At 63.8% G+C, this 18,828-nt stretch carries 17 protein-coding genes; 16 read left to right on the forward strand and 1 reads right to left on the reverse strand.

What is annotated here, in order from left to right:
- Window positions 1–2 precede the first annotated feature (2 nt).
- Together secD and secF are read left to right on the forward strand one after the other, a co-directional pair.
- Window positions 3–1,853, forward strand: a complete 1,851-nt coding sequence (secD, locus tag AC26AR_RS13915) for a protein translocase subunit SecD (protein ID WP_077380043.1) — start codon at window positions 3–5, stop codon at window positions 1,851–1,853.
- A 12-nt stretch (window positions 1,854–1,865) separates the two neighbouring features.
- Window positions 1,866–2,771 (forward strand): protein translocase subunit SecF, encoded by a 906-nt coding sequence (secF, locus tag AC26AR_RS13920; protein ID WP_077380045.1) that lies wholly within the window; start codon window positions 1,866–1,868, stop codon window positions 2,769–2,771.
- Window positions 2,772–2,893: 122 nt separating this feature from the next.
- On the opposite strand, the gene AC26AR_RS13925 is transcribed toward secF, so the two are convergent.
- The gene (locus tag AC26AR_RS13925) at window positions 2,894–3,688 is read right to left on the reverse strand and encodes an inositol monophosphatase family protein (RefSeq protein ID WP_077380047.1); all 795 of its coding nucleotides are present in this window, start codon (window positions 3,686–3,688) and stop codon (window positions 2,894–2,896) included.
- Window positions 3,689–4,050: 362 nt separating this feature from the next.
- Here AC26AR_RS13925 and trmJ point away from each other — a divergent pair, with 362 nt between their 5' ends.
- The 14 genes from trmJ (at window position 4,051) to der (ending at window position 18,767) form a co-directional block, all read left to right on the forward strand.
- Complete coding sequence (trmJ, locus tag AC26AR_RS13930; protein ID WP_077380049.1) at window positions 4,051–4,848, forward strand: tRNA (cytosine(32)/uridine(32)-2'-O)-methyltransferase TrmJ; 798 nt, start codon at window positions 4,051–4,053, stop codon at window positions 4,846–4,848.
- A gap of 9 nt (window positions 4,849–4,857) precedes the next feature.
- Window positions 4,858–5,754, forward strand: a complete 897-nt coding sequence (gene cysE / locus AC26AR_RS13935; protein ID WP_077380051.1) for a serine O-acetyltransferase — start codon at window positions 4,858–4,860, stop codon at window positions 5,752–5,754.
- Between the two features lie 142 nt (window positions 5,755–5,896).
- Entirely contained in the window at window positions 5,897–6,370 is a 474-nt protein-coding gene (gene iscR, locus AC26AR_RS13940) for a Fe-S cluster assembly transcriptional regulator IscR (RefSeq protein ID WP_077380053.1), read from the forward strand.
- A 30-nt stretch (window positions 6,371–6,400) separates the two neighbouring features.
- On the forward strand, window positions 6,401–7,549 hold the full coding sequence (locus AC26AR_RS13945; protein ID WP_077380055.1) for an aminotransferase class V-fold PLP-dependent enzyme: 1,149 nt from the start codon (window positions 6,401–6,403) through the stop codon (window positions 7,547–7,549).
- Window positions 7,550–7,564: 15 nt separating this feature from the next.
- The gene (locus AC26AR_RS13950) at window positions 7,565–7,891 is read left to right on the forward strand and encodes a HesB/IscA family protein (RefSeq protein WP_077380057.1); all 327 of its coding nucleotides are present in this window, start codon (window positions 7,565–7,567) and stop codon (window positions 7,889–7,891) included.
- A 240-nt stretch (window positions 7,892–8,131) separates the two neighbouring features.
- On the forward strand, window positions 8,132–8,557 hold the full coding sequence (gene ndk, locus AC26AR_RS13955) for a nucleoside-diphosphate kinase (protein WP_043333812.1): 426 nt from the start codon (window positions 8,132–8,134) through the stop codon (window positions 8,555–8,557).
- A gap of 357 nt (window positions 8,558–8,914) precedes the next feature.
- Entirely contained in the window at window positions 8,915–10,072 is a 1,158-nt protein-coding gene (gene rlmN, locus AC26AR_RS13960) for a dual-specificity RNA methyltransferase RlmN (protein ID WP_077380059.1), read from the forward strand.
- A 269-nt stretch (window positions 10,073–10,341) separates the two neighbouring features.
- A complete protein-coding gene (gene pilW / locus AC26AR_RS13965) occupies window positions 10,342–11,151 on the forward strand; it encodes a type IV pilus biogenesis/stability protein PilW (RefSeq protein ID WP_303567406.1) in 810 nt (269 codons plus the stop codon).
- Window positions 11,152–11,513: 362 nt separating this feature from the next.
- Window positions 11,514–12,518 carry a RodZ domain-containing protein gene (locus tag AC26AR_RS13970; RefSeq protein WP_488107227.1) on the forward strand — a complete coding sequence of 335 codons (1,005 nt, stop codon included), beginning with the start codon at window positions 11,514–11,516 and terminating at the stop codon, window positions 12,516–12,518.
- 11 nt (window positions 12,519–12,529) lie between these two features.
- A complete protein-coding gene (gene ispG / locus AC26AR_RS13975; RefSeq protein ID WP_077380065.1) occupies window positions 12,530–13,645 on the forward strand; it encodes a flavodoxin-dependent (E)-4-hydroxy-3-methylbut-2-enyl-diphosphate synthase in 1,116 nt (371 codons plus the stop codon).
- Between the two features lie 113 nt (window positions 13,646–13,758).
- Window positions 13,759–15,042, forward strand: coding sequence for a histidine--tRNA ligase (hisS, locus tag AC26AR_RS13980; protein ID WP_127734456.1), 1,284 nt, complete (start codon window positions 13,759–13,761; stop codon window positions 15,040–15,042).
- An 87-nt stretch (window positions 15,043–15,129) separates the two neighbouring features.
- Window positions 15,130–15,786 carry a YfgM family protein gene (locus AC26AR_RS13985; RefSeq protein WP_084207900.1) on the forward strand — a complete coding sequence of 219 codons (657 nt, stop codon included), beginning with the start codon at window positions 15,130–15,132 and terminating at the stop codon, window positions 15,784–15,786.
- Entirely contained in the window at window positions 15,783–16,943 is a 1,161-nt protein-coding gene (gene bamB, locus AC26AR_RS13990) for an outer membrane protein assembly factor BamB (RefSeq protein WP_077380072.1), read from the forward strand. Before AC26AR_RS13985 ends, bamB begins: the two co-directional genes overlap by 4 nt.
- Window positions 16,944–17,342: 399 nt before the next feature.
- A complete protein-coding gene (gene der, locus AC26AR_RS13995; protein ID WP_077380074.1) occupies window positions 17,343–18,767 on the forward strand; it encodes a ribosome biogenesis GTPase Der in 1,425 nt (474 codons plus the stop codon).
- Window positions 18,768–18,828: the final 61 nt, after the last annotated feature.

The raw sequence follows: 18,828 nt of genomic DNA on the forward strand, positions 1-18,828 counted from the left end.
CCATGCTCAACCGCTATCCGCTTTGGAAGTACCTGGTGATCTGCCTGGTACTTGCCGTCGGCGTGATCTACGCATTGCCGAATCTCTACCCCGAAGACCCGGCCGTGCAGATCAGTGCCGCCAGCGGCGCCGATGCCATCGATCAGCAAGATCTCGATCGCGCCACCAGCGCCCTCGAAAACGCCGGCATCACGCCCAAATCCGAGGAACTCAATGGTTCCACCGGCCTGATTCGCCTCACCAGCAACGACCAGCAGCTGCGTGCCAAGGAACTGATCAGCGACACCCTTGGCGATGACGCCATCGTCGCGCTGAATCTGGCTGATGCCACGCCGTCGTGGCTTTCCAGTCTCGGCGCCTCGCCGATGAAGCTGGGGCTTGATCTGCGCGGCGGGGTCCACTTCCAGCTGGAAGTCGACATGGACGCCGCGGTCAAGCAACGCCTGGAAGTCAACGCCAGCGCCATCAAGGAAACCCTACGCGAGGAGCGTATCCGCTACCGCGGCAGTGAGGTCAACGATGGCACGCTGAGCCTGACCTTCTCCGACGACGAAGACCGCTCGAAGGCACGTTCACTGGTCTCGCGCGACTTCCAGAACTTCGAATACGATGAGCGCGATGTCGATCGTGGGGCCGTACTGGATCTCACTCTGACGACCGCCGCCATCAAGGAGATTCAGGATTACGCGGTCAATCAGAACCTGACCACAATCCGCAATCGCGTCAACGAGCTGGGCGTCTCCGAGCCGCTGGTGCAGCGCCAGGGCCCGAACCGCATCGTGGTCGAGCTGCCGGGCGTGCAGGACACGGCCGCCGCCAAGCGCGTACTGGGTGCCACCGCCAACCTCGAGTTCCGTCTCGAAGCGGCCAGCGACACGCCCTCCAGCGAGATGGAAACCTTCGCCTTCCGCAACCAGCCGGGGCGCACCGCCAACATCATGAAGGACGTGATCATCAGCGGTGACAGTGTCTCCAGCGCCAGCACCAGCTTCGATGAAAGTGGCCGTCCGCAGGTCAACATCAACCTGGATGGCACCGGTGGCTCGATCATGAACCGCGTCACGCGTGCTGCCATCGGCCGCAACATGGCGGTGCTGTTCATCGAGCACAAGACCCGCACGCGCACCGTGATGGAGGATGGCGAGGAAGTCGAGAAGCGCATCCCCTACACCGAGAAGGGCCTGATCAGTCTGGCGACCATCCAGAGCGCGCTGGGCAACAGCTTCCGCATCACCGGTCTGGATTCCCCGACCGAGGCGAAGGAGCTGTCGCTGCTGCTGCGTTCCGGCTCGCTGGCCGCGCCGATCTACTTCGTGCAGGAACGCACCATCGGCCCGAGCCTGGGTGCCGAGAACATCTCGCGCGGCATCCTGTCCGTCGAGCTGGGCCTGCTGCTGGTCGTGCTGTTCATGCTGGCCCGCTACAAGGCCTTCGGTGTCGTCGCCAACGTGGCCCTGACCGCCAACCTGGCGATCCTGATCGCCGCGATGTCGATGCTGGGCGCTACCCTGACCCTGCCGGGCATTGCCGGTATCGTGCTGACGCTGGGCATGGCGGTGGATGCCAACGTGCTGATCTTCGAGCGTATCCGCGAGGAAATGCGCTCCAAGATGCCGCTGCACCAGGCCGTGCATACCGGCTTCGAACGCGCCTTCACCTCCATCGTCGATGCGAACATCACCACCCTGCTGGTCGCGGTGATCCTGTTCTCCATCGGCAGTGGCCCGGTCAAGGGCTTCGCGGTCACGCTGTCCATCGGCATCCTGACGTCAATGTTCACGGCGATCATGGTCTCGCGCGGCATCATCAATCTTGCCATTGGCGGCAAGACACTCAAGAAACTCTGGATCTGAGGGGCCATCGTGATGCGACAGTTTGACTTCATGAGCAAGCGGCGCGCGGCCTTCATCGTCTCCATCGTGCTGACGATCGTGGCCATTGGCGCCCTTGTGATTCACGGCCTGAACCTGGGCCTCGACTTTACCGGCGGCACCCTGGTGGAAGTGCAATACCAGGCAGCGCCGGCGCTGGACAGCGTACGCCAGACACTGGAAGCCGCCGGCTACAAGGACGTCTCGGTCCAGACCTTCGGTGCCAGCAACGAGATTCTGGTACGTCTGCAGCAGAGCTTCGAGGCCGGCATCGGCAATGACATCGTGGCGCACCTGCAGGCCACCGGCGATAGCGTGAACCTGATCCGCGCCGAGTTCGTCGGTGCTCAGGTCGGTGATCAGCTGCGTGACCAGTCCGGTCTCGGCATGCTGCTCGCCCTGGCCGTGGTGATGGTCTACGTGGCCTTCCGCTTCCAGTACAAGTTCGCCCTCGGCGCTCTCATCTCGCTGGGTCACGACGTCATCATCCTGCTGGGCATCTTCGCCCTGTTCGGACTCGACTTCGACCTGACGGTACTGGCCGCGGTGCTGGCCGTGATCGGCTACTCATTGAACGACACCATCATCGTCTACGACCGCATTCGCGAGAACATTCGCAAATCGCGTACCGATGACATGCCGTCGATCTTCAATGACGCGATCAACGCGACGCTGTCACGCACGCTGTCCACCTCCGGCACCACCTTGCTGGTGCTGCTGGCGCTATTCTTCCTGGGCGGCGACATGATCCACAACTTCGCCATCGCGCTGATCATCGGCGTGGTCGCGGGGACCTTCTCGTCCATCTACGTGGCAGCGGCGCTGTTGCTGGTGGTCGGCCTGAAGCGCGTGGATCTGATTCCCCCGCCCAAGGAGCAGTTCGAGGACGGCGCGCCGTAAGCGCCTCGCTCGACAGCCCGGCACGGATCGCCAGGCACAAAAAAACCCCACCTCGCAAGAGGTGGGGTTTTTTTCGTTCTCCGTGTCGTCCTGCGGCTGGCAGGACTGCGAATCACGGCATCTTACAGGTGCGGCTGCATGGTCTGCGCCAGCGCCTTGTACAGGCGAGCACCCGCGGCCATCAGCGTGCCTTCCGCCACGACAACCGGCGTACCATCGGCGCTGCCGGCCAGTGCGCCACATTCCTTCAGGAACAGGCTGACGATCTCGCTGTCACCGGCTTCCAGACCCAGCACGTAGACGGCATCGACACGGCCGGCGGCCAGTTCGAGCACATCCAGCAGTGCACAGCCATTGGCACGCAGGGTATCGAGCTGCGGGCCGACCTGCTGGACGATGGACAGGTAGGTGGCCAGGTGACGCGGACGCTGCCAGCTTTCCGGCAGACCCATCGCCAGACGCGCACCTTCGATGGAGGTGGCATTGGTCACGCGGATACGGTGACCGGAATGCTGGGCGCCACGACCACGGCTGACGATGTACTCTTCGTCGGTGAACGGCGCGATGACCACGGCGTGCTCGGCACGCCCCTTGAACAGGCAGACCACGGACAGCGCGAAGCCGGAAGAGGCGGATGCCAGGTTGGAATACCCGTGCACCGGCTCGATGCGCCAGTGGTAGTCAGCGCCCTGGCCTTCGCCATCACGATGGTCGGTGTAACGGCCGGAGAGGCCGTGCTGCGGATAGCCGCGTTCCAGCTGACGCACGATGTGCGCTTCGGCGCGGCGTGCGGTGTCAGCGATGAAGGTATCGAGATCGTTGTCGTTGCGCGCGACTTCGATACGTTCACGAACACGGACGAACTGCTCTGCGGCGCCGCGTGCAGCACGCAGCGCAAATTGGACCATCGGATGCATGATCAAGGCCTTGACGAGTCGGAAGCTGTTAAAGAACGGTGTGTAACGCAGTAAGGCGGCTGGCCCGGAAATCTGCCAGCGGGTGCAACGGCCACGCTCATGACACCTGCCGGACACGGGGGTCGGCAATGCAGGAGAGCGAATACGCTACAACAGGACGGCGAAGTCTAGCAGATGCGACGCCCGGCTGCCATCGCCATCCCCGATCTTCGGCGAAGAGAGCCGGCCTGATCGGTCAGCGCCTGACTGCTCCCCGCGCCGGCTTCATGCTAGGATATCGGGTCCTGACGCACGTCCCGCCCTGCCCGGTGTCCGGGCCGCGTCGATTGCCCCGCCCTTCAATCGCTATCCTGGAAGTCCTCATGCTTGAACGTCTGCGCATTGTCCTGATCGGTACCAGCCATCCCGGCAACATCGGTGGTGCAGCCCGCGCCATGCTCAACATGGGCCTGGCCGACCTCGCTCTGGTCGCGCCGCGCTGTCAGGTGCAATGTCAGGAGTCCGCCTCACGCGCCTCCGGTGCCGATACTCTGGTCGCCAATGCCCACGTGCATGAGACGCTGGAAGAGGCCGTGGCGGACTGCAGTCTGGTGGTCGGGTGCAGCGCACGCTCCCGCAATCTGCCATGGCCGATGATCACGCCGCGCGCCTTCGGCGCCACCCTGGCCGATGAGACCCGCCTGCCGGAGGCCCGCGTGGCCATCGTGTTCGGGCGCGAGGATTCCGGGCTCTCCAATGAAGAGCTGCAGCGCTGCCATCGTCACGTCCACATCCCGACCAATCCGGACTTCAGCTCGCTGAATCTGGCCGCGGCCGTGCAGGTGCTGGCCTACGAGTGCCGCCAGGCATGGCTGGCTGATCAGGAAGCCGCCGGCGAGACCCCGCGGGCCGAGGATGACCAGCCATTCGGCATCGACTGGGACAGTCCGTTGGCCAGCCACGCAGACCTCGAGCGCCTGTTCGAGCATCTGGAAAAGACGCTGATCAGCATCGATTTCCTGGACCCGGAACAACCGCGCCAGCTGATGGCACGCCTGCGCAGACTGTACCTGCGCGCCCGCCCCGACAGCATGGAAATCAACATCCTGCGCGGGATTCTCTCGTCAGTCGACAAGCAGGTCCGCCTGGCACAGACCGACGCGGCAAACCGCACTCTTTGAGGACACGCCATGTTCACTCGACTGCGTGAAGACATCAACAGCGTCTTTGCTCGCGACCCGGCGGCACGCAATTTCTTTGAAGTCCTGACCAACTATCCGGGTCTGCACGCCCTGCTGGCGCATCGCATCAATCATTGGTTGTGGCGTCACAACGCCAAGTGGCTGGCGCGCACCGGTTCGACCCTGATGCGCTGGCTGACGGGCATCGAGATCCACCCGGGCGCCACCATCGGACGCCGCTTCTTCATCGACCACGGCATGGGCGTCGTGATCGGCGAGACGGCGCTGATCGGTGATGACGTGACGCTCTATCACGGCGTCACCCTCGGCGGCACCACCTGGAATGCCGGCAAGCGTCACCCGACCCTCGGCGATGGCGTCATCGTCGGGGCCGGCGCCAAGATTCTCGGCCCGTTCACGGTCGGCGCCGGGGCCAAGGTCGGCTCCAACGCCGTGGTCACACGCGAAGTCCCGGCCGGTGCCACCGTGGTCGGGATTCCCGGCAAGATCGTCAAGCGCGCCGAACCGGACGTGGCGGAGGAGCCGCCCGTCGATCCGGAAAGCCGCGAAGCCATGAAGGAGAAGTTCGGCTTCGATGCCTACGGCATGGGCCAGGACATGCCCGACCCGGTCGCGCGCTCCATGCACGCGATGCTCGATCACATGCATGCGGTGGACAAGCGGATCGAACAGATGTGCGGCACGCTGCGCAAGCTGGATGCCAGCTATCGCGCCGGCCACCTTCCCGAGCTGGACGACGCCGATTTCGCGCAGCTGATCGATGAGCTGGGGCCCTGTGGTGGTGAGCCCGCGGACAAGCGTCCGCAGGCCCGGCCGGTTACCCGCGAAGCCGACGCCACACCCAGCGCCTCCGGTCATGGCGAGTCCGAGCGCCAGCACGGATAAAGTTGACCAAATCAGTCGGGATTGACCCCCTCGCCGCGTCTCACCATAATGGACAGTCTGATGCGCCGTCTGCCTGCAGACGGCGCCGACACTGCGGCCCTGTCGCCGATGCCATTCGCTCCACCAGCTCACGAGTTCCGCCATGCGCCTGACCACCAAGGGACGCTACGCCGTCACCGCGATGCTCGATCTGGCGCTTCATGCCAGTTGTGGTCCGACCTGCCTTGCCGACATCTCCGTGCGCCAAGGCATTTCCCTGTCCTATCTCGAGCAGCTGTTCGCTCGCCTGCGCCGTGCCGGGCTGGTCAAGAGCGTACGCGGCCCGGGTGGCGGCTACTTGCTGGACGTCGAGCTGGAAAGCACCTCCGTGGCGCGCATCATCGATGCCGTGAATGAATCGGTGGATGCCACCCGTTGCCAGGGACTCTCGGACTGTCAGGCAGGCGACACCTGCCTCACGCACCATCTGTGGTGTGACCTGTCCGATGAGATCCATGGCTTTCTCGATGGCATCAGCCTGGCGGACCTTGTCGCACGTGAGGAGGTTCGCCAGATTGCCAGTCGTCAGCGCAAGGCCTGCGAGCCGACACCGATCACCGTCATGCCCGGCAGCTGAACCCGTTCGTCATGTCTTCAGGAAGTCACCATGTCCCAGCCGATCTACCTTGACTATGCTGCCACCACGCCCGTCGATCCACGCGTCGCCGAGCTGATGATGCGTCACCTGACGCAGGACGGCACCTTCGCCAACCCGGCCTCGCGCAGTCACATGCCGGGCTGGCTGGCCGAGCAGGCGGTCGAGGGCGCGCGTCGTCAGGTAGCCGACGCCATCGGCGCCGACCCGCGCGAGATCGTCTGGACCAGCGGTGCCACCGAAGCCGACAACCTGGCGCTGACCGGCTACATGCGCGCCAATGCCGAGCGTGGGCGTCACCTGATCACCTCGACCATCGAGCACAAGGCGATTCTGGATACCGCCAGTGCGCTGGAAGCCGAGGGCTTCGAGGTCACGCGTATCGCACCGCAGCCGGATGGCCGCATCAGCCCCCAGAGCCTGCGTGACGCTCTGCGCGCCGACACGATCCTGGTATCGCTGATGGCAGTGAACAATGAGCTGGGCAGCCTGAATGATCTCGATGCCCTCGGCGATATCGCCCGCTCGCATGGCGCGGCCTTCCATGTCGATGCCGCCCAGGCTCCCGGCAAGGTGCAGCTCGATGTCGGCCGACAGCCCATCGACATGCTGTCGCTGTCCGCGCACAAGGCCTACGGCCCCAAGGGGGTTGGCGCGCTGTACGTGCGACGTCAGCCGCAGATCAAGGTAGAGGCCCTGATCCACGGCGGCGGGCATGAGCGCGGCATGCGCTCCGGCACCCTGCCCACCCATCAGATCGTCGGCATGGGCGAGGCCTACCGCCTGTGCGCCGAACAGTTCGATGCCGACCACCAGCACCTGATCACGCTGCGCCAGCAATTCGTCGCCGGACTATCCGGCCTTGAAGGCGTGCATTTCAATACCGATATAGACGTCAGCGCCCCCGGCATCCTCAACCTCGCCTTCGAAGGCGTGGACGGTGAGGCGATGCTGATGGCACTGCGCGGCATCGCGATTTCCACCGGTTCGGCCTGCAATTCCGCCAGTGTCGAACCGTCCTTCGTACTCACCGGCATCGGGGTGCCCCGTCCACTGGCGCTGGCGTCACTGCGCTTCAGCTTCGGACGCTTCACCACCGCCGCCGACATTGAATCCGCGCTCGGCGAGCTCAGGCATGCCCTGACCTCGCTGCGCGCCTGACCCGGGAGACTGCTCATGGCACACCTGTCGATTTCCCCCTCCGCCGCCGACCAGATCCGTGTCGTGCTGGCCGAGCGCGGCCACGGCCTTGGCCTGCGCGTCTCGGTCAAGCCCAGCGGCTGCTCCGGCTACAGCTACGTGCTCGACTTCGCCGATGAGGCCAACGAGGAAGATGTCGTCTTCGTCGATCACGGCGCGACTGTCTATGTCGACAGCGAAGCGCTGGCCGTGCTCGACGGCTCCGAAGTGGACTACGTCAAGGACGGTCTGAACCGCTACTTCCGCTTCAACAACCCCAACGTCAAGGACGAGTGTGGTTGTGGCGAGAGCTTCAGCGTGTAGACCTGGCTCAGCGTGTAGATCCAGCTTCAGCGTGTAGAGCTGGCTCAGCGCGTAGAGCGTCATTGCAGACAAGACGCCTGCCATCCGCGCGTCATCCAGTATCCGCATGATGGATGCAGTGGATGACGCGAGCAGCTATAATGCCGCCCACTTTTGTCGAGCCCTGCGTCGACAGAGCCCTTTTCCGCCGCAAGGCCCCAGGCCGTGCGGCTCTTCAAAGCTTGTCTCAGGAGATTCACCATGACCCAGCGTACTCTGTCCATCATAAAGCCGGACGCCGTCGCCAAGAACGTGATCGGCGAGATCTACTCTCGCTTCGAGAAGGCCGGTCTGCAGATCGTCGCTTCCAAGATGGTTCACCTGTCCAAGGAACAGGCCGAAGGCTTCTACGCTGAGCACAGCGAACGTGGCTTCTTCGGTGAGCTGGTCGGCTTCATGACCTCCGGCCCGGTCATGATCCAGGTGCTGGAAGGCGAAGACGCCATCACCAAGAACCGCGACCTGATGGGCGCTACCAACCCGAAGGAAGCAGAAGCTGGCACCATCCGTGCAGACTTCGCCACTTCCATCGACGCCAACGCCGTTCACGGTTCTGACGCGCCGGAATCCGCTGCTCGCGAAATCGCCTACTTCTTCGGCGACAACGAAATCTGCCCGCGCGGTTGATTTCGCCTTGTGCGCCTGATGATGTCTGTCCCTTGCGGGCGTGATATCACCAGCCGTGCATGACTCGACGGCCCTGCCTGCGTGGCGGGGCCGTCGTGGTATCGGACGTGCTGAAGCGTCGTGCGCCAATCTGCATTCCCTGAAGCAGATTCGACGCTTGAGCAGGTCCGATACGCTTTTCTTGAAGCCCTGCAGCTACCTCCGCCAGTGCCGTGCGGCCATTCCCTGCCCATTGCCTGACTGCGAGTGTCCATTGAGGTCCGCGAGTCATCGCCACCTCCGCTGACAGCGCCACCCTGCAGACGTCTATCCTTGTAGCTGACGCCTGCCCATCCCTGACACGACCGGCCCGAGACCATGACTGATACCACTGCAACCGCTACCGATGCCGCGGCACCTGCCGACGTGAAGCTCACCAACCTGCTTGGCCTGCCGCGCCCGGCGATGGAAGCCTTCTTCGAGAGCATCGGCGAGAAGAAATTCCGCGCTACCCAGGTGATGAAATGGATTCACCAGGAAGGCGTCGACAGCTTCGACGAGATGACCAATCTCGCCAAGCCCCTGCGCGAACGCCTCAAGCAGGTCGCCGAGATTCGCGCGCCGGGCATCGTCTATGAAGGCGAGTCCAAGGACGGTACCCGCAAGTGGGTGCTGGAAGTCAGCGACGGCAGCTATGTCGAGACCGTGCTGATTCCGTCCGAGAACGGCAATCGTCGCACCCTGTGCGTGTCTTCCCAGGTCGGCTGCTCGCTGGACTGCAGCTTCTGCTCCACCGGCAAGCAGGGCTTCGAGCGTGACCTGACCGCCGCCGAGATCATCGGCCAGGTGTGGGTCGCCACCCGTGGCGCCGAAGACCGCAAGGACACCCGCAAGCGTCCGGTCACCAACGTGGTGATGATGGGCATGGGTGAGCCGCTGATGAACTACGACAACGTCGTGCCGGCAATGAAGCTGATGCTGGACGACAACGCCTACGGCCTGTCCAAGCGTCGCGTCACCCTCTCCACCTCCGGTGTGGTGCCCAAGCTGGACCAGCTCGGCGACGAGATGGACGTCAGCCTGGCGATCTCGCTGCACGCGGCCAACGATGAACTGCGCAACGTGCTGGTGCCGATCAACCGCAAGTGGAACATCCGCGCGCTGCTCGACTCCTGCCATCGCTACCTGGCCAAGTGTGACGACGCGCGTATCGTCACCATCGAGTACACCCTGATCAAGGACGTCAACGACCAGATCCAGCACGCCGAGGAACTGGCCGCGCTGCTCGACGAGCTGCCGTGCAAGATCAACCTGATCCCGTTCAACCCGTTCCCGCATTCCGGTTACGAGAAGCCGTCACGCAATCAGGTGATGCGCTTCCAGCAGCGTCTCTATGAGCTGGGCTACACCGCCCCGGTGCGTGCGACACGTGGCGATGACATCGACGCCGCCTGTGGCCAGCTGGTCGGTCAGGTCAAGGACCGCACCCGTCGCGCCGAGCGTTACATCAACGCCATCCAGCTCGACGCCGACTGAGCCAGAGCACTTGTCGGGGCCAGATACCTGAGGCCACCACGGTGACTCCCAGCGCCAGCCATGAGCTTTTCATGGCTGGCGTTTTCGCGCGGGGAAGCCGCAAATGGCCCATGGGGATGCCTGCCGCGCGACTGTGACGACCCCCACCGCCCTGCCTGACAAACCCGCCTTGACTTGTCTGGAGTGCAGCGCTTTGATGGAGGCGCTTCTGTTGCCTGCAGCGATCCTCGCCCGCAGGCAGATCACGAGCCTTATCTCGCGAGGATTGCATGTCGAGTCGTCTGCCACTTCATCGCTTTTCCCGCCGCGGCGCCACGGCGCGAGTTCGCGGCATGCTGCTGTGCCTGAGTCTTGCCGGCCTGACCCTGTCGGGCTGCGCGACGCGCGTGGAAACCAATGACCCTTACGCGGCCCCCGATGACAACAAGGCATCGACGGCCTATGTGGAACTCGGCGAGGCCTATCTGAGTCGTAATCAGTTGCAACGCGCGGACAATGCCTTCCAGAAGGCACTCAAGCTGCAGCAGGGGAATGCCGAAGCCAAGGCCGGGCTGGCGATGATCTATCAGCGTCAGGGCGAGAACGTGCTGGCAGATGACTACTTCAAGCAGTCCATCGCCAGTGACCCCTCGTTCACGCGGGCACGCAACAACTATGCGGCATTCCTGTACTCGCGCGGGGAATACGTCGCCGCCTGCGAGCAGCTGGAAAAAGCCACGCAGGATCTGACCTATGACAACCGCGGCCAGCTCTACACCAACCTGGGGCGCTGTCAGCTGCAGCTGGGCAAGACGAGCGAGGCACGGGCGAACTTCGATCGTGCCGTCAAGATCAACCCGCGGGAAGCCGAGGCGTGGCTCGCCAAGGCGCGCATGGAACACGACGCCGGTGACGATGACGCTGCCCAGCAGGCGCTGAGCCGATATTTCCGACTGAACGGCACCGACAGTGACAGTCTGGAACTGGCCGTGGATGTCGCCGTGGCACGCGGTGATGCACGTCTGGCGGACCTCTACGGCCGACAGCTGGAGCAGATCAGAACACGCGAGGCCGGTCGCGCGGTCATCCGCACACCATGAAACCGGGGCTCGGGCGTGGCGTGACGCGGGAAACGCCCTGCGCGCCCGGCTCACCGGGCGCCACTCGGCGACAGGTTGCTTCGTTGAGGCACCGGAAGACCGAAATGCCGGTGAAAATTCTGGCCCGGCCTTGGTATAGTGCCGACGTCAACATGGCATGACGGCTTGCCATCGCCGGCGAGGTCACGTCACCGTCGTGGCATGTCAGCTCGACAGCCGGAGCGGATGGTCACTCCTGTTGGCAGTCACCCGTTTTCACGACCATCGTTCACAGCAGTTGTTTACAGTAACTGTTCACAGCAATACCGGAAGAGTGCCCGGACAGGTATCCGGTCGTCCGTTCTTCCCTACAAGGATGCGCCATGAGCGAACATCAGCCCTCCCCTGACATGTCCGTCAGCGACACACTGCCTGGCAAGCTTCTCAAGGCTGAGCGGGAGCATCAGGGGCTGTCACGTGATGAAGTGGCAACACAGCTCAACCTGCGCCCCAGTCTGGTCGATGACCTGGAACGCGACCACTACGACCAGATCCCCATCGCGGCCTACCGCCGCGGTTACCTGCGCGCCTATGCCCGCTTGCTGGGCATGGATGAGAAAGCGGTCGTCGGCCAGTACAATGCCCAGTTCGGCACCACCGAGGTGGAGCGCCATCCTCCTGCGATGAGCCCCTCGGTGCGCCCGCCCGGCAAGCTGGGCAAGTACCTGTTTCGACTCGTCAGTCTGCTGGTCATCGCCGGACTGATCGGCCTCAGCTACGTCTGGTGGCAGAGTGGAGACTATGGACGCACCTCACCGTCAGAGACGTCCGACGCCGCTCCCCTCAGCGAAGGCGCGACCGACGATGGCTCACCGGTCGTCAATGCCGATGGCTCGATCGAGCTGACCCTCTCCCAGACGGCAGCAGCGCCTGCCGCTGACGATGCCGGGGAGGCCAGCACCGGCGAATCCGTCGCGACGACACCCGGCGCGACTCCGGCCATGACTGGCGGCGACGTCAGCGAAACCGGCACCACGCCGGCGGATGCCAGCCTCGCGGCGGACACCGCAAGCGACACCGCGGCTGCCGGCGCAGAGGACACGACAGAACCGCAAGCGGTACAGGAAGCTACCGCCCCTGCCGCTGACCCGCGCAAGCTGACACTGACCTTCAATACGGATTCCTGGACCGACATCCGTGATGCGGATGGCAAGAAACTGCTCTACGGCACCAACCCGCCAGGCAGCAGCAAGACGCTGGAAGGCAAGCCGCCTTTCAAGCTCACCATCGGCAAATCTGCGGGCGTCGTCCTTGAATACATGAACGAGCCGGTTGATCTGAAAAGCGCCACACGCGGCACCGTCGCCAAACTCACACTCGGTGAATGATCCGGAATCCCATGCATAGTCACTCCCCCATCAAGCGCCGCGTCTCGCGCAAGATTCATGTCGGCAACGTCGCCGTCGGCGGCGATGCACCGATTTCCGTGCAGAGCATGACCAATACCGACACCAACGATGTCGCCGCCACCGTCGCGCAGATCAAGCGTCTCGAGGATGCCGGTGCCGATATCGTGCGTGTCAGCGTGCCGGACATGGATGCCGCTGAAGCCTTCGGTCGCATCAAGCAGCAGAGCAACATCCCGCTGGTGGCCGATATCCACTTCGACTACAAGATCGCCCTGCGCGTCGCCGAGCTCGGCGTGGATTGCCTGCGCATCAACCCGGGCAACATCGGCCGTGAAGACCGTGTGCGTGCCGTGGTCAGTGCCGCGCGTGACAACGGTATCCCGATCCGCATCGGCGTCAACGCGGGCTCCCTGGAAAAGGACCTCCAGAAGAAATACGGCGAACCGACGCCGGCCGCGCTGGTCGAATCCGCCATGCGCCACATCGATCACCTCGATCGCCTTGATTTCCAGGAATACAAGGTCAGCGTCAAGGCCAGCGACATCTTCATGGCCGTCGCCGCCTATCGTGATCTGGCCACGCGCATCGAACAGCCGCTGCACCTGGGGATCACCGAAGCCGGTGGTCTGCGTTCCGGTACCGTGAAATCCTCCATCGGCCTCGGTATGCTGCTGATGGACGGCATCGGCGACACCATCCGTGTCTCGCTGGCCGCGGACCCGGTCGAGGAGATCAAGGTCGGCTTCGACATGCTCAAGAGTCTCAAGCTGCGTGCCAAGGGCATCAACTTCATTGCCTGCCCCAGCTGCTCACGTCAGAACTTCGACGTCATCAAGACCATGAACGAGCTGGAGAATCGCCTCGAGGACGTGCTGACGCCGCTGAACGTCTCGGTGATCGGCTGTGTCGTCAACGGCCCCGGTGAAGCCAAGGAGACCGATGTCGGTCTGACCGGCGGCAGCCCGGCGAATCTGGTCTATCTGGACGGCAAGCCGGCCAGCAAGCTGACCAACGACACGCTCGTCGATGATCTGGAACGTCTGATTCGAGACAAGGTCGCCGAAAAAGAGGCCCGTGAGGCCGATACCATCATCCGCCAGGGCTGAGCACGTCTCAGTCGGCTTGCGCATCATCACGATGCGCCTTCGTCTCCCCGCCTGACGTCATGCTGTTGCATGCCGCTGCCGCGGGGAGATGCGCAAGGATTCAGGAGAGAACGTTGAGCACCAAGATCCAGGCCATCCGTGGCATGAACGACCTGCTGCCGGACCACTCACCGGTATGGCAATACTTCGAACGCCAGGTGCAGACCCTGATGGGCCAGTACGGCTATCGCGAGATTCGCACGCCCATCGTCGAGCAGACGGCGCTGTTCAAGCGCTCCATCGGCGAGGTGACCGACATCGTCGAGAAGGAGATGTACACCTTCGAGGATCGCAACGGCGACAGCCTGACCCTGCGTCCGGAAGGCACGGCCAGCTGCGTGCGCATGGCGATGGAGAACGGTCTGGTCCACAACCAGATCCAGCGCCTGTGGTATGCCGGCCCCATGTTCCGCCACGAGCGCCCGCAGAAAGGCCGTTATCGTCAGTTCCATCAGGTGGGTGTCGAAGCCTACGGCATGGATGGCCCGGACATCGATGCCGAGATGATCCTGATCTCGGCACGCCTGTGGCGTCAGCTGGGCCTGCTGGAGCACGTCACGCTCGAACTGAACTCACTGGGCAGCCTGGAAGCACGTGCTGCCTATCGTGACCTGCTGATCGAATACTTCGAGCAGCATCTGGATGTGCTCGACGAGGACGCCAAGCGTCGCCTGCACAGCAATCCGCTGCGCATTCTCGATACCAAGAACCCGGACATGGCCGCCGTCGTCGATGCCGCGCCGCGTCTCGGCGATCACCTGGATGAAGCTTCCCGCGTGCACTTCGAGGGCCTCAAGGCACGTCTCGATGCGGCGGGCATCCAGTACGTCATCAATCCGCGCCTGGTACGTGGCCTGGATTACTATTCGCGCAGCGTGTTCGAGTGGACCACCACCGCACTGGGCAGCCAGGGCACCGTGTGTGCCGGTGGCCGCTATGACAGCCTGTTCGAACAGCTGGGCGGCAAGCCGGTACCGGCGGTCGGCTTCGCCATGGGTGTCGAGCGCCTGATCCTGCTGCTCGAGACACTGGAACTGGTCCCGGAGGCCGTGCGTGAGACCGTCGATGTCTATCTGATGTCGATGGGCGAGCAGGCGGAAGCCGAATCCATGCGTCTGGCCGAAGATCTGCGCAGCGCCCTGCCCGACCTGCGCCTCGTGCTGCATTGCGGCGGCGGCAGCTTCAAGAGCCAGATGAAGAAGGCCGACAAGAGCGGCGCACGCGTGGCATTGATTCTCGGTGAGAATGAAGTCATCGAAGGGACCGTGGGACTCAAGTTCCTGCGCGAGGAGCGTGATCAGGAAACCCTGAATCAGCGCGCCCTCGGCGAGCGTCTCGCGAGTGTCTTCAGCGCCTGAGACGGCCAGTGAATATCCGGCGGGGCCAGTGCGCCCCGCCTCCCGAATGCATGTGCCGGCGTACCGGCCAGGTCAAGGAGACCGCCCGTGGCGGAAGAGCTCAGAAGCGAAGAAGAACAGCTTGAGGCCATCAAGCGCTGGTGGAGCGAGAACGGCAAGTCACTGATCGCCGGTGTCGTGCTGGCCGGTGCCGGCATCTTTGCCTTCAAGGCCTGGCAGAATTACGAGGCCAGTCAGTCCGAGGCAGCCTCCATGCGCTATCAACAGCTGATCAGCCTCGTCAGTCAGCCCACGCTGGAAGATGCGGGTGTCCAGCGGGCACGCAACCTGATCAGTGAGCTGGAAAGCGAGCACGCCGACAGTCTCTATACCCAGATGGCCCATCTGCTGGATGCCAGCATGTCGGTGAAGGCCGATGACCTCGACGCTGCCGCCAAGGCACTGCAGAGCGTGGTGGACAGCGACGCCGACAGCTATCTCAAGGGGCTGGCCAGCCTGCGTCTGGCCCGACTCCATGTGGAGCTCGGCGAGCAGGACAAGGCCTTGAGCCTGCTGGAGAACCCGCCCACGACCCTCGCGGCACAGGCCGCCGCCGTGCGCGGGGATGCACTGGTGGCACAAGGCAAGCGTGATGAAGCCGTCGCGGCCTATCAAGAAGCCAGCCGCCTGTCCGAGCAGAGCGGCCAGCCGGTCTACGGGCTGGATCTGAAACTCGCCGACCTCGCCGTGGAGAGCCCGTCATGAAACTGAATCACCGCCTGTCGCTGCCTGTGTCGCTGCTGACCGTCAGCCTGTTGGCCGGTTGCGCCAGCAGTGCCCAGCCAGAGTATGCCCCCAAGGAACTCGTCGACTTCGATGCCACGGTGGCGCTGGATTCCGCCTGGAGCGAATCGGTCGGCAACGGCCTGGGTCGCGCTCACTACCCGCTGGCCCCCATCGTGGCCAATGACCGGCTGTTCGTGGCGGCTGAAGAGGGTGAGCTGGAAGCCTTCGATGCCAAGACCGGCGACGAGGTCTGGCAGATCACCCTGCCGGCCGGCATCACCAGTGCACTGAATGCCGACCCGTCTCGTCTGTATGTCGGTACCCGCGATGGCAAGGTCAGCGCCATTGACCAGCAGGACGGCAGCATCGAATGGAGCACGCGAGTCTCCAGCGAAGTGCTGGCCGCACCTCAGTACAACGAGGAGCTGATCGTGGTGCAGAGCGTCGATGGCAGCGTGACCGCACTGGATCGCTTCACCGGCGAGGAACAGTGGGTCTATTCCGCGACCATCCCCGCGTTGACGCTGCGCGGCACCGGCGCACCGCGCGTCATCCAGCCGGTCACCTTCGCCGGCTTCGCCAATGGCAAGCTCGTGACCCTGGACAACCGCTCGGGTCAGGAGCTGTGGGACCTGCGGGTCGCGGTGCCCTCCGGGCGTACCGAAGTGGACCAGCTGGTGGATCTGGATGGCCAGCCGGTGCTGACCCGTGACGGTCGCCTGTACGTCACCAGCTACAACGGCCGTCTGATCGCGCTGGATGCTCGCAATGGCGAGCCGCTGTGGGACAAGCCTTCCTCCAGCTACCTGACACCGATCGTCGTGGGTGACTACCTGTTCAGCATCGACAACGCCAGCCACATCCTGGCGATGGATGCCAACACCGGCAACGTGCTGTGGAAATCGGAAGACCTCGAGGGTCGCTGGCTGACCTCACCCGCCTTCATCGATGGCAAGCTGGTGGTGGGAGATTATGAAGGCTACGTGCACCTGATCGATGCCCAGAGTGGGGAAATGGCTGGCCGCTACGACGTCGGTGGCGACGGCATCAGCATCACGCCGCTCACCGAAGGCAAGCGCATCTTCGTCTACACCAATGATGGCGAGCTGACCGCACTGGATCTCGAAGCTCCCTGAGTCCGGTCGGGAAGCCTCTGCAACGCATCAACGGCAGCCCCAGTGCTGCCGTTGATGCGTTGTGGGCACGCAATGCCGTCTACGCCATTGGTAGCGTCATGCTCGCAGTGCTAGAATACCGCCCCCGCTGACCACACGAGTCGGCTGACGCGCTAAGGTGTCGGCAGATTCGCTGAACTCAGCCCCGAGATCATTTCCGCAGAGAGTGCCAAGGCCCACTCTGCGGGCCATACTGGAGACACGCCTCGTCAGGCGCCTGCCGACGACGCCCTTCAGTGACCCAAGTCCGATATCATCGCTATCGCCCTGCCTGCACAAGGTGCTTTCCAGCCGTCATGGTTCGAAGCAGACCGCCCGGGGCCGGCATCGATGCTATCCCTGCGAATGCTGTGAGATTTCATGAACCCCGTGATCGCCCTGGTCGGCCGCCCGAATGTCGGCAAGTCGACGCTATTCAATCGCCTCACCAAGACCCGTGATGCCCTGGTCGCCGACTTCCCGGGCCTGACCCGTGACCGCAAGTACGGCACCGGCAAGGTCGGTGGCAAGCCCTACACCGTCATCGACACCGGCGGCATCAGCGGTGACGAGGAAGGTATCGACCTGATGATGGCGGGCCAGTCGCTGGCCGCCATCGATGAGGCCGACATCGTGCTGTTCATGGTCGACGCGCGCGCCGGCCTGAACATGGCCGATGAAGCCATCGCCAACCACCTGCGCATCAACCAGAAGAAGACCTGGCTGGTGGTCAACAAGACCGACGGCATGGACGAGGAAATCGGCAAGTCCGACTTCTGGACCCTGGGTCTGGGTGACCCGCGCGCCATCGCCGCCGAGCATGGTCGCAACGTCACCACGCTGCTGGAAGAGGTACTCTCGCCCTACCCGGAAGTCGAGGAAGGCGAAGACGAGGACCTGCATCCGGAGCTGGATGACCGCGGCGTGCGCATCGGCATCATCGGTCGCCCGAACGTCGGCAAGTCGACGCTGGTCAACCGCCTGCTGGGCGAGGAGCGCGTGGTCGTCTTTGACCAGGCCGGCACCACCACCGACGCCGTGGAGATTCCCTTCGAGCGTCGTGGCAAGCCGTATCTGCTGGTCGATACCGCCGGGATCCGTCGCCGCAAGAACGTGCGCGAAGTGGTGGAGAAGTTCTCCATCATCAAGACCCTGGAAGCGATCAAGAAGTGCAACGTCGCCGTGATGGTGCTCGATGCCCGTCAGGGCCTGGTCGAGCAGGATCTCCACCTGTTGGACTTCGTGCTGACCAGCGGTCGCGCCCTGGTGCTGGTGGTCAACAAGTGGGATGGCCTGGAAAGCGAAGCCAAGGAGAAGATGCGTTCCGAGATCAAGCGTCGCCTGGGCTTTGCCGACTACGCCGACCTGCACTTCATCTCCGCACTGCACGGTACGGCGGTGGGTGACCTCTACCCGTCCATCGACCGCGCCTTCGAGAGTGCCGTGGCCCGCTGGTCGACCAAGCGCCTGACCACCCTGCTGCAGGATGCCACTCAGGCGCACCAGCCGCCGATGGTCAACGGCCGTCGCATCAAACTGCGCATGGCGCACCAGGGCGGCGCCAATCCGCCGCTGATCGTGGTGCACGGCAACCAGACCAACAAGCTGCCGGAAGCCTACAAGCGCTATCTGACCAACACCTTCCGCAAGGTGCTCAAGGTCAAGGGCACGCCGATGCGCTTTGAGTTCCGCTCAGGCGACAACCCCTTCGACGGTGCCCAGGGCAGCGATGACCGCGAGCGCGCGAAAGAGCGTTCACTGGCGCGCACCAAGGAAGCCCGCAAGGAACGCAAGCAACGCCGCTGATCACAGCCGCCGCGCATGCTCTGAACAGGTTCCGCACCTGAACGACGCCGCCCCCGCAGAT

The organism is Cobetia sp. PS-4MA, assembly GCF_057670765.1.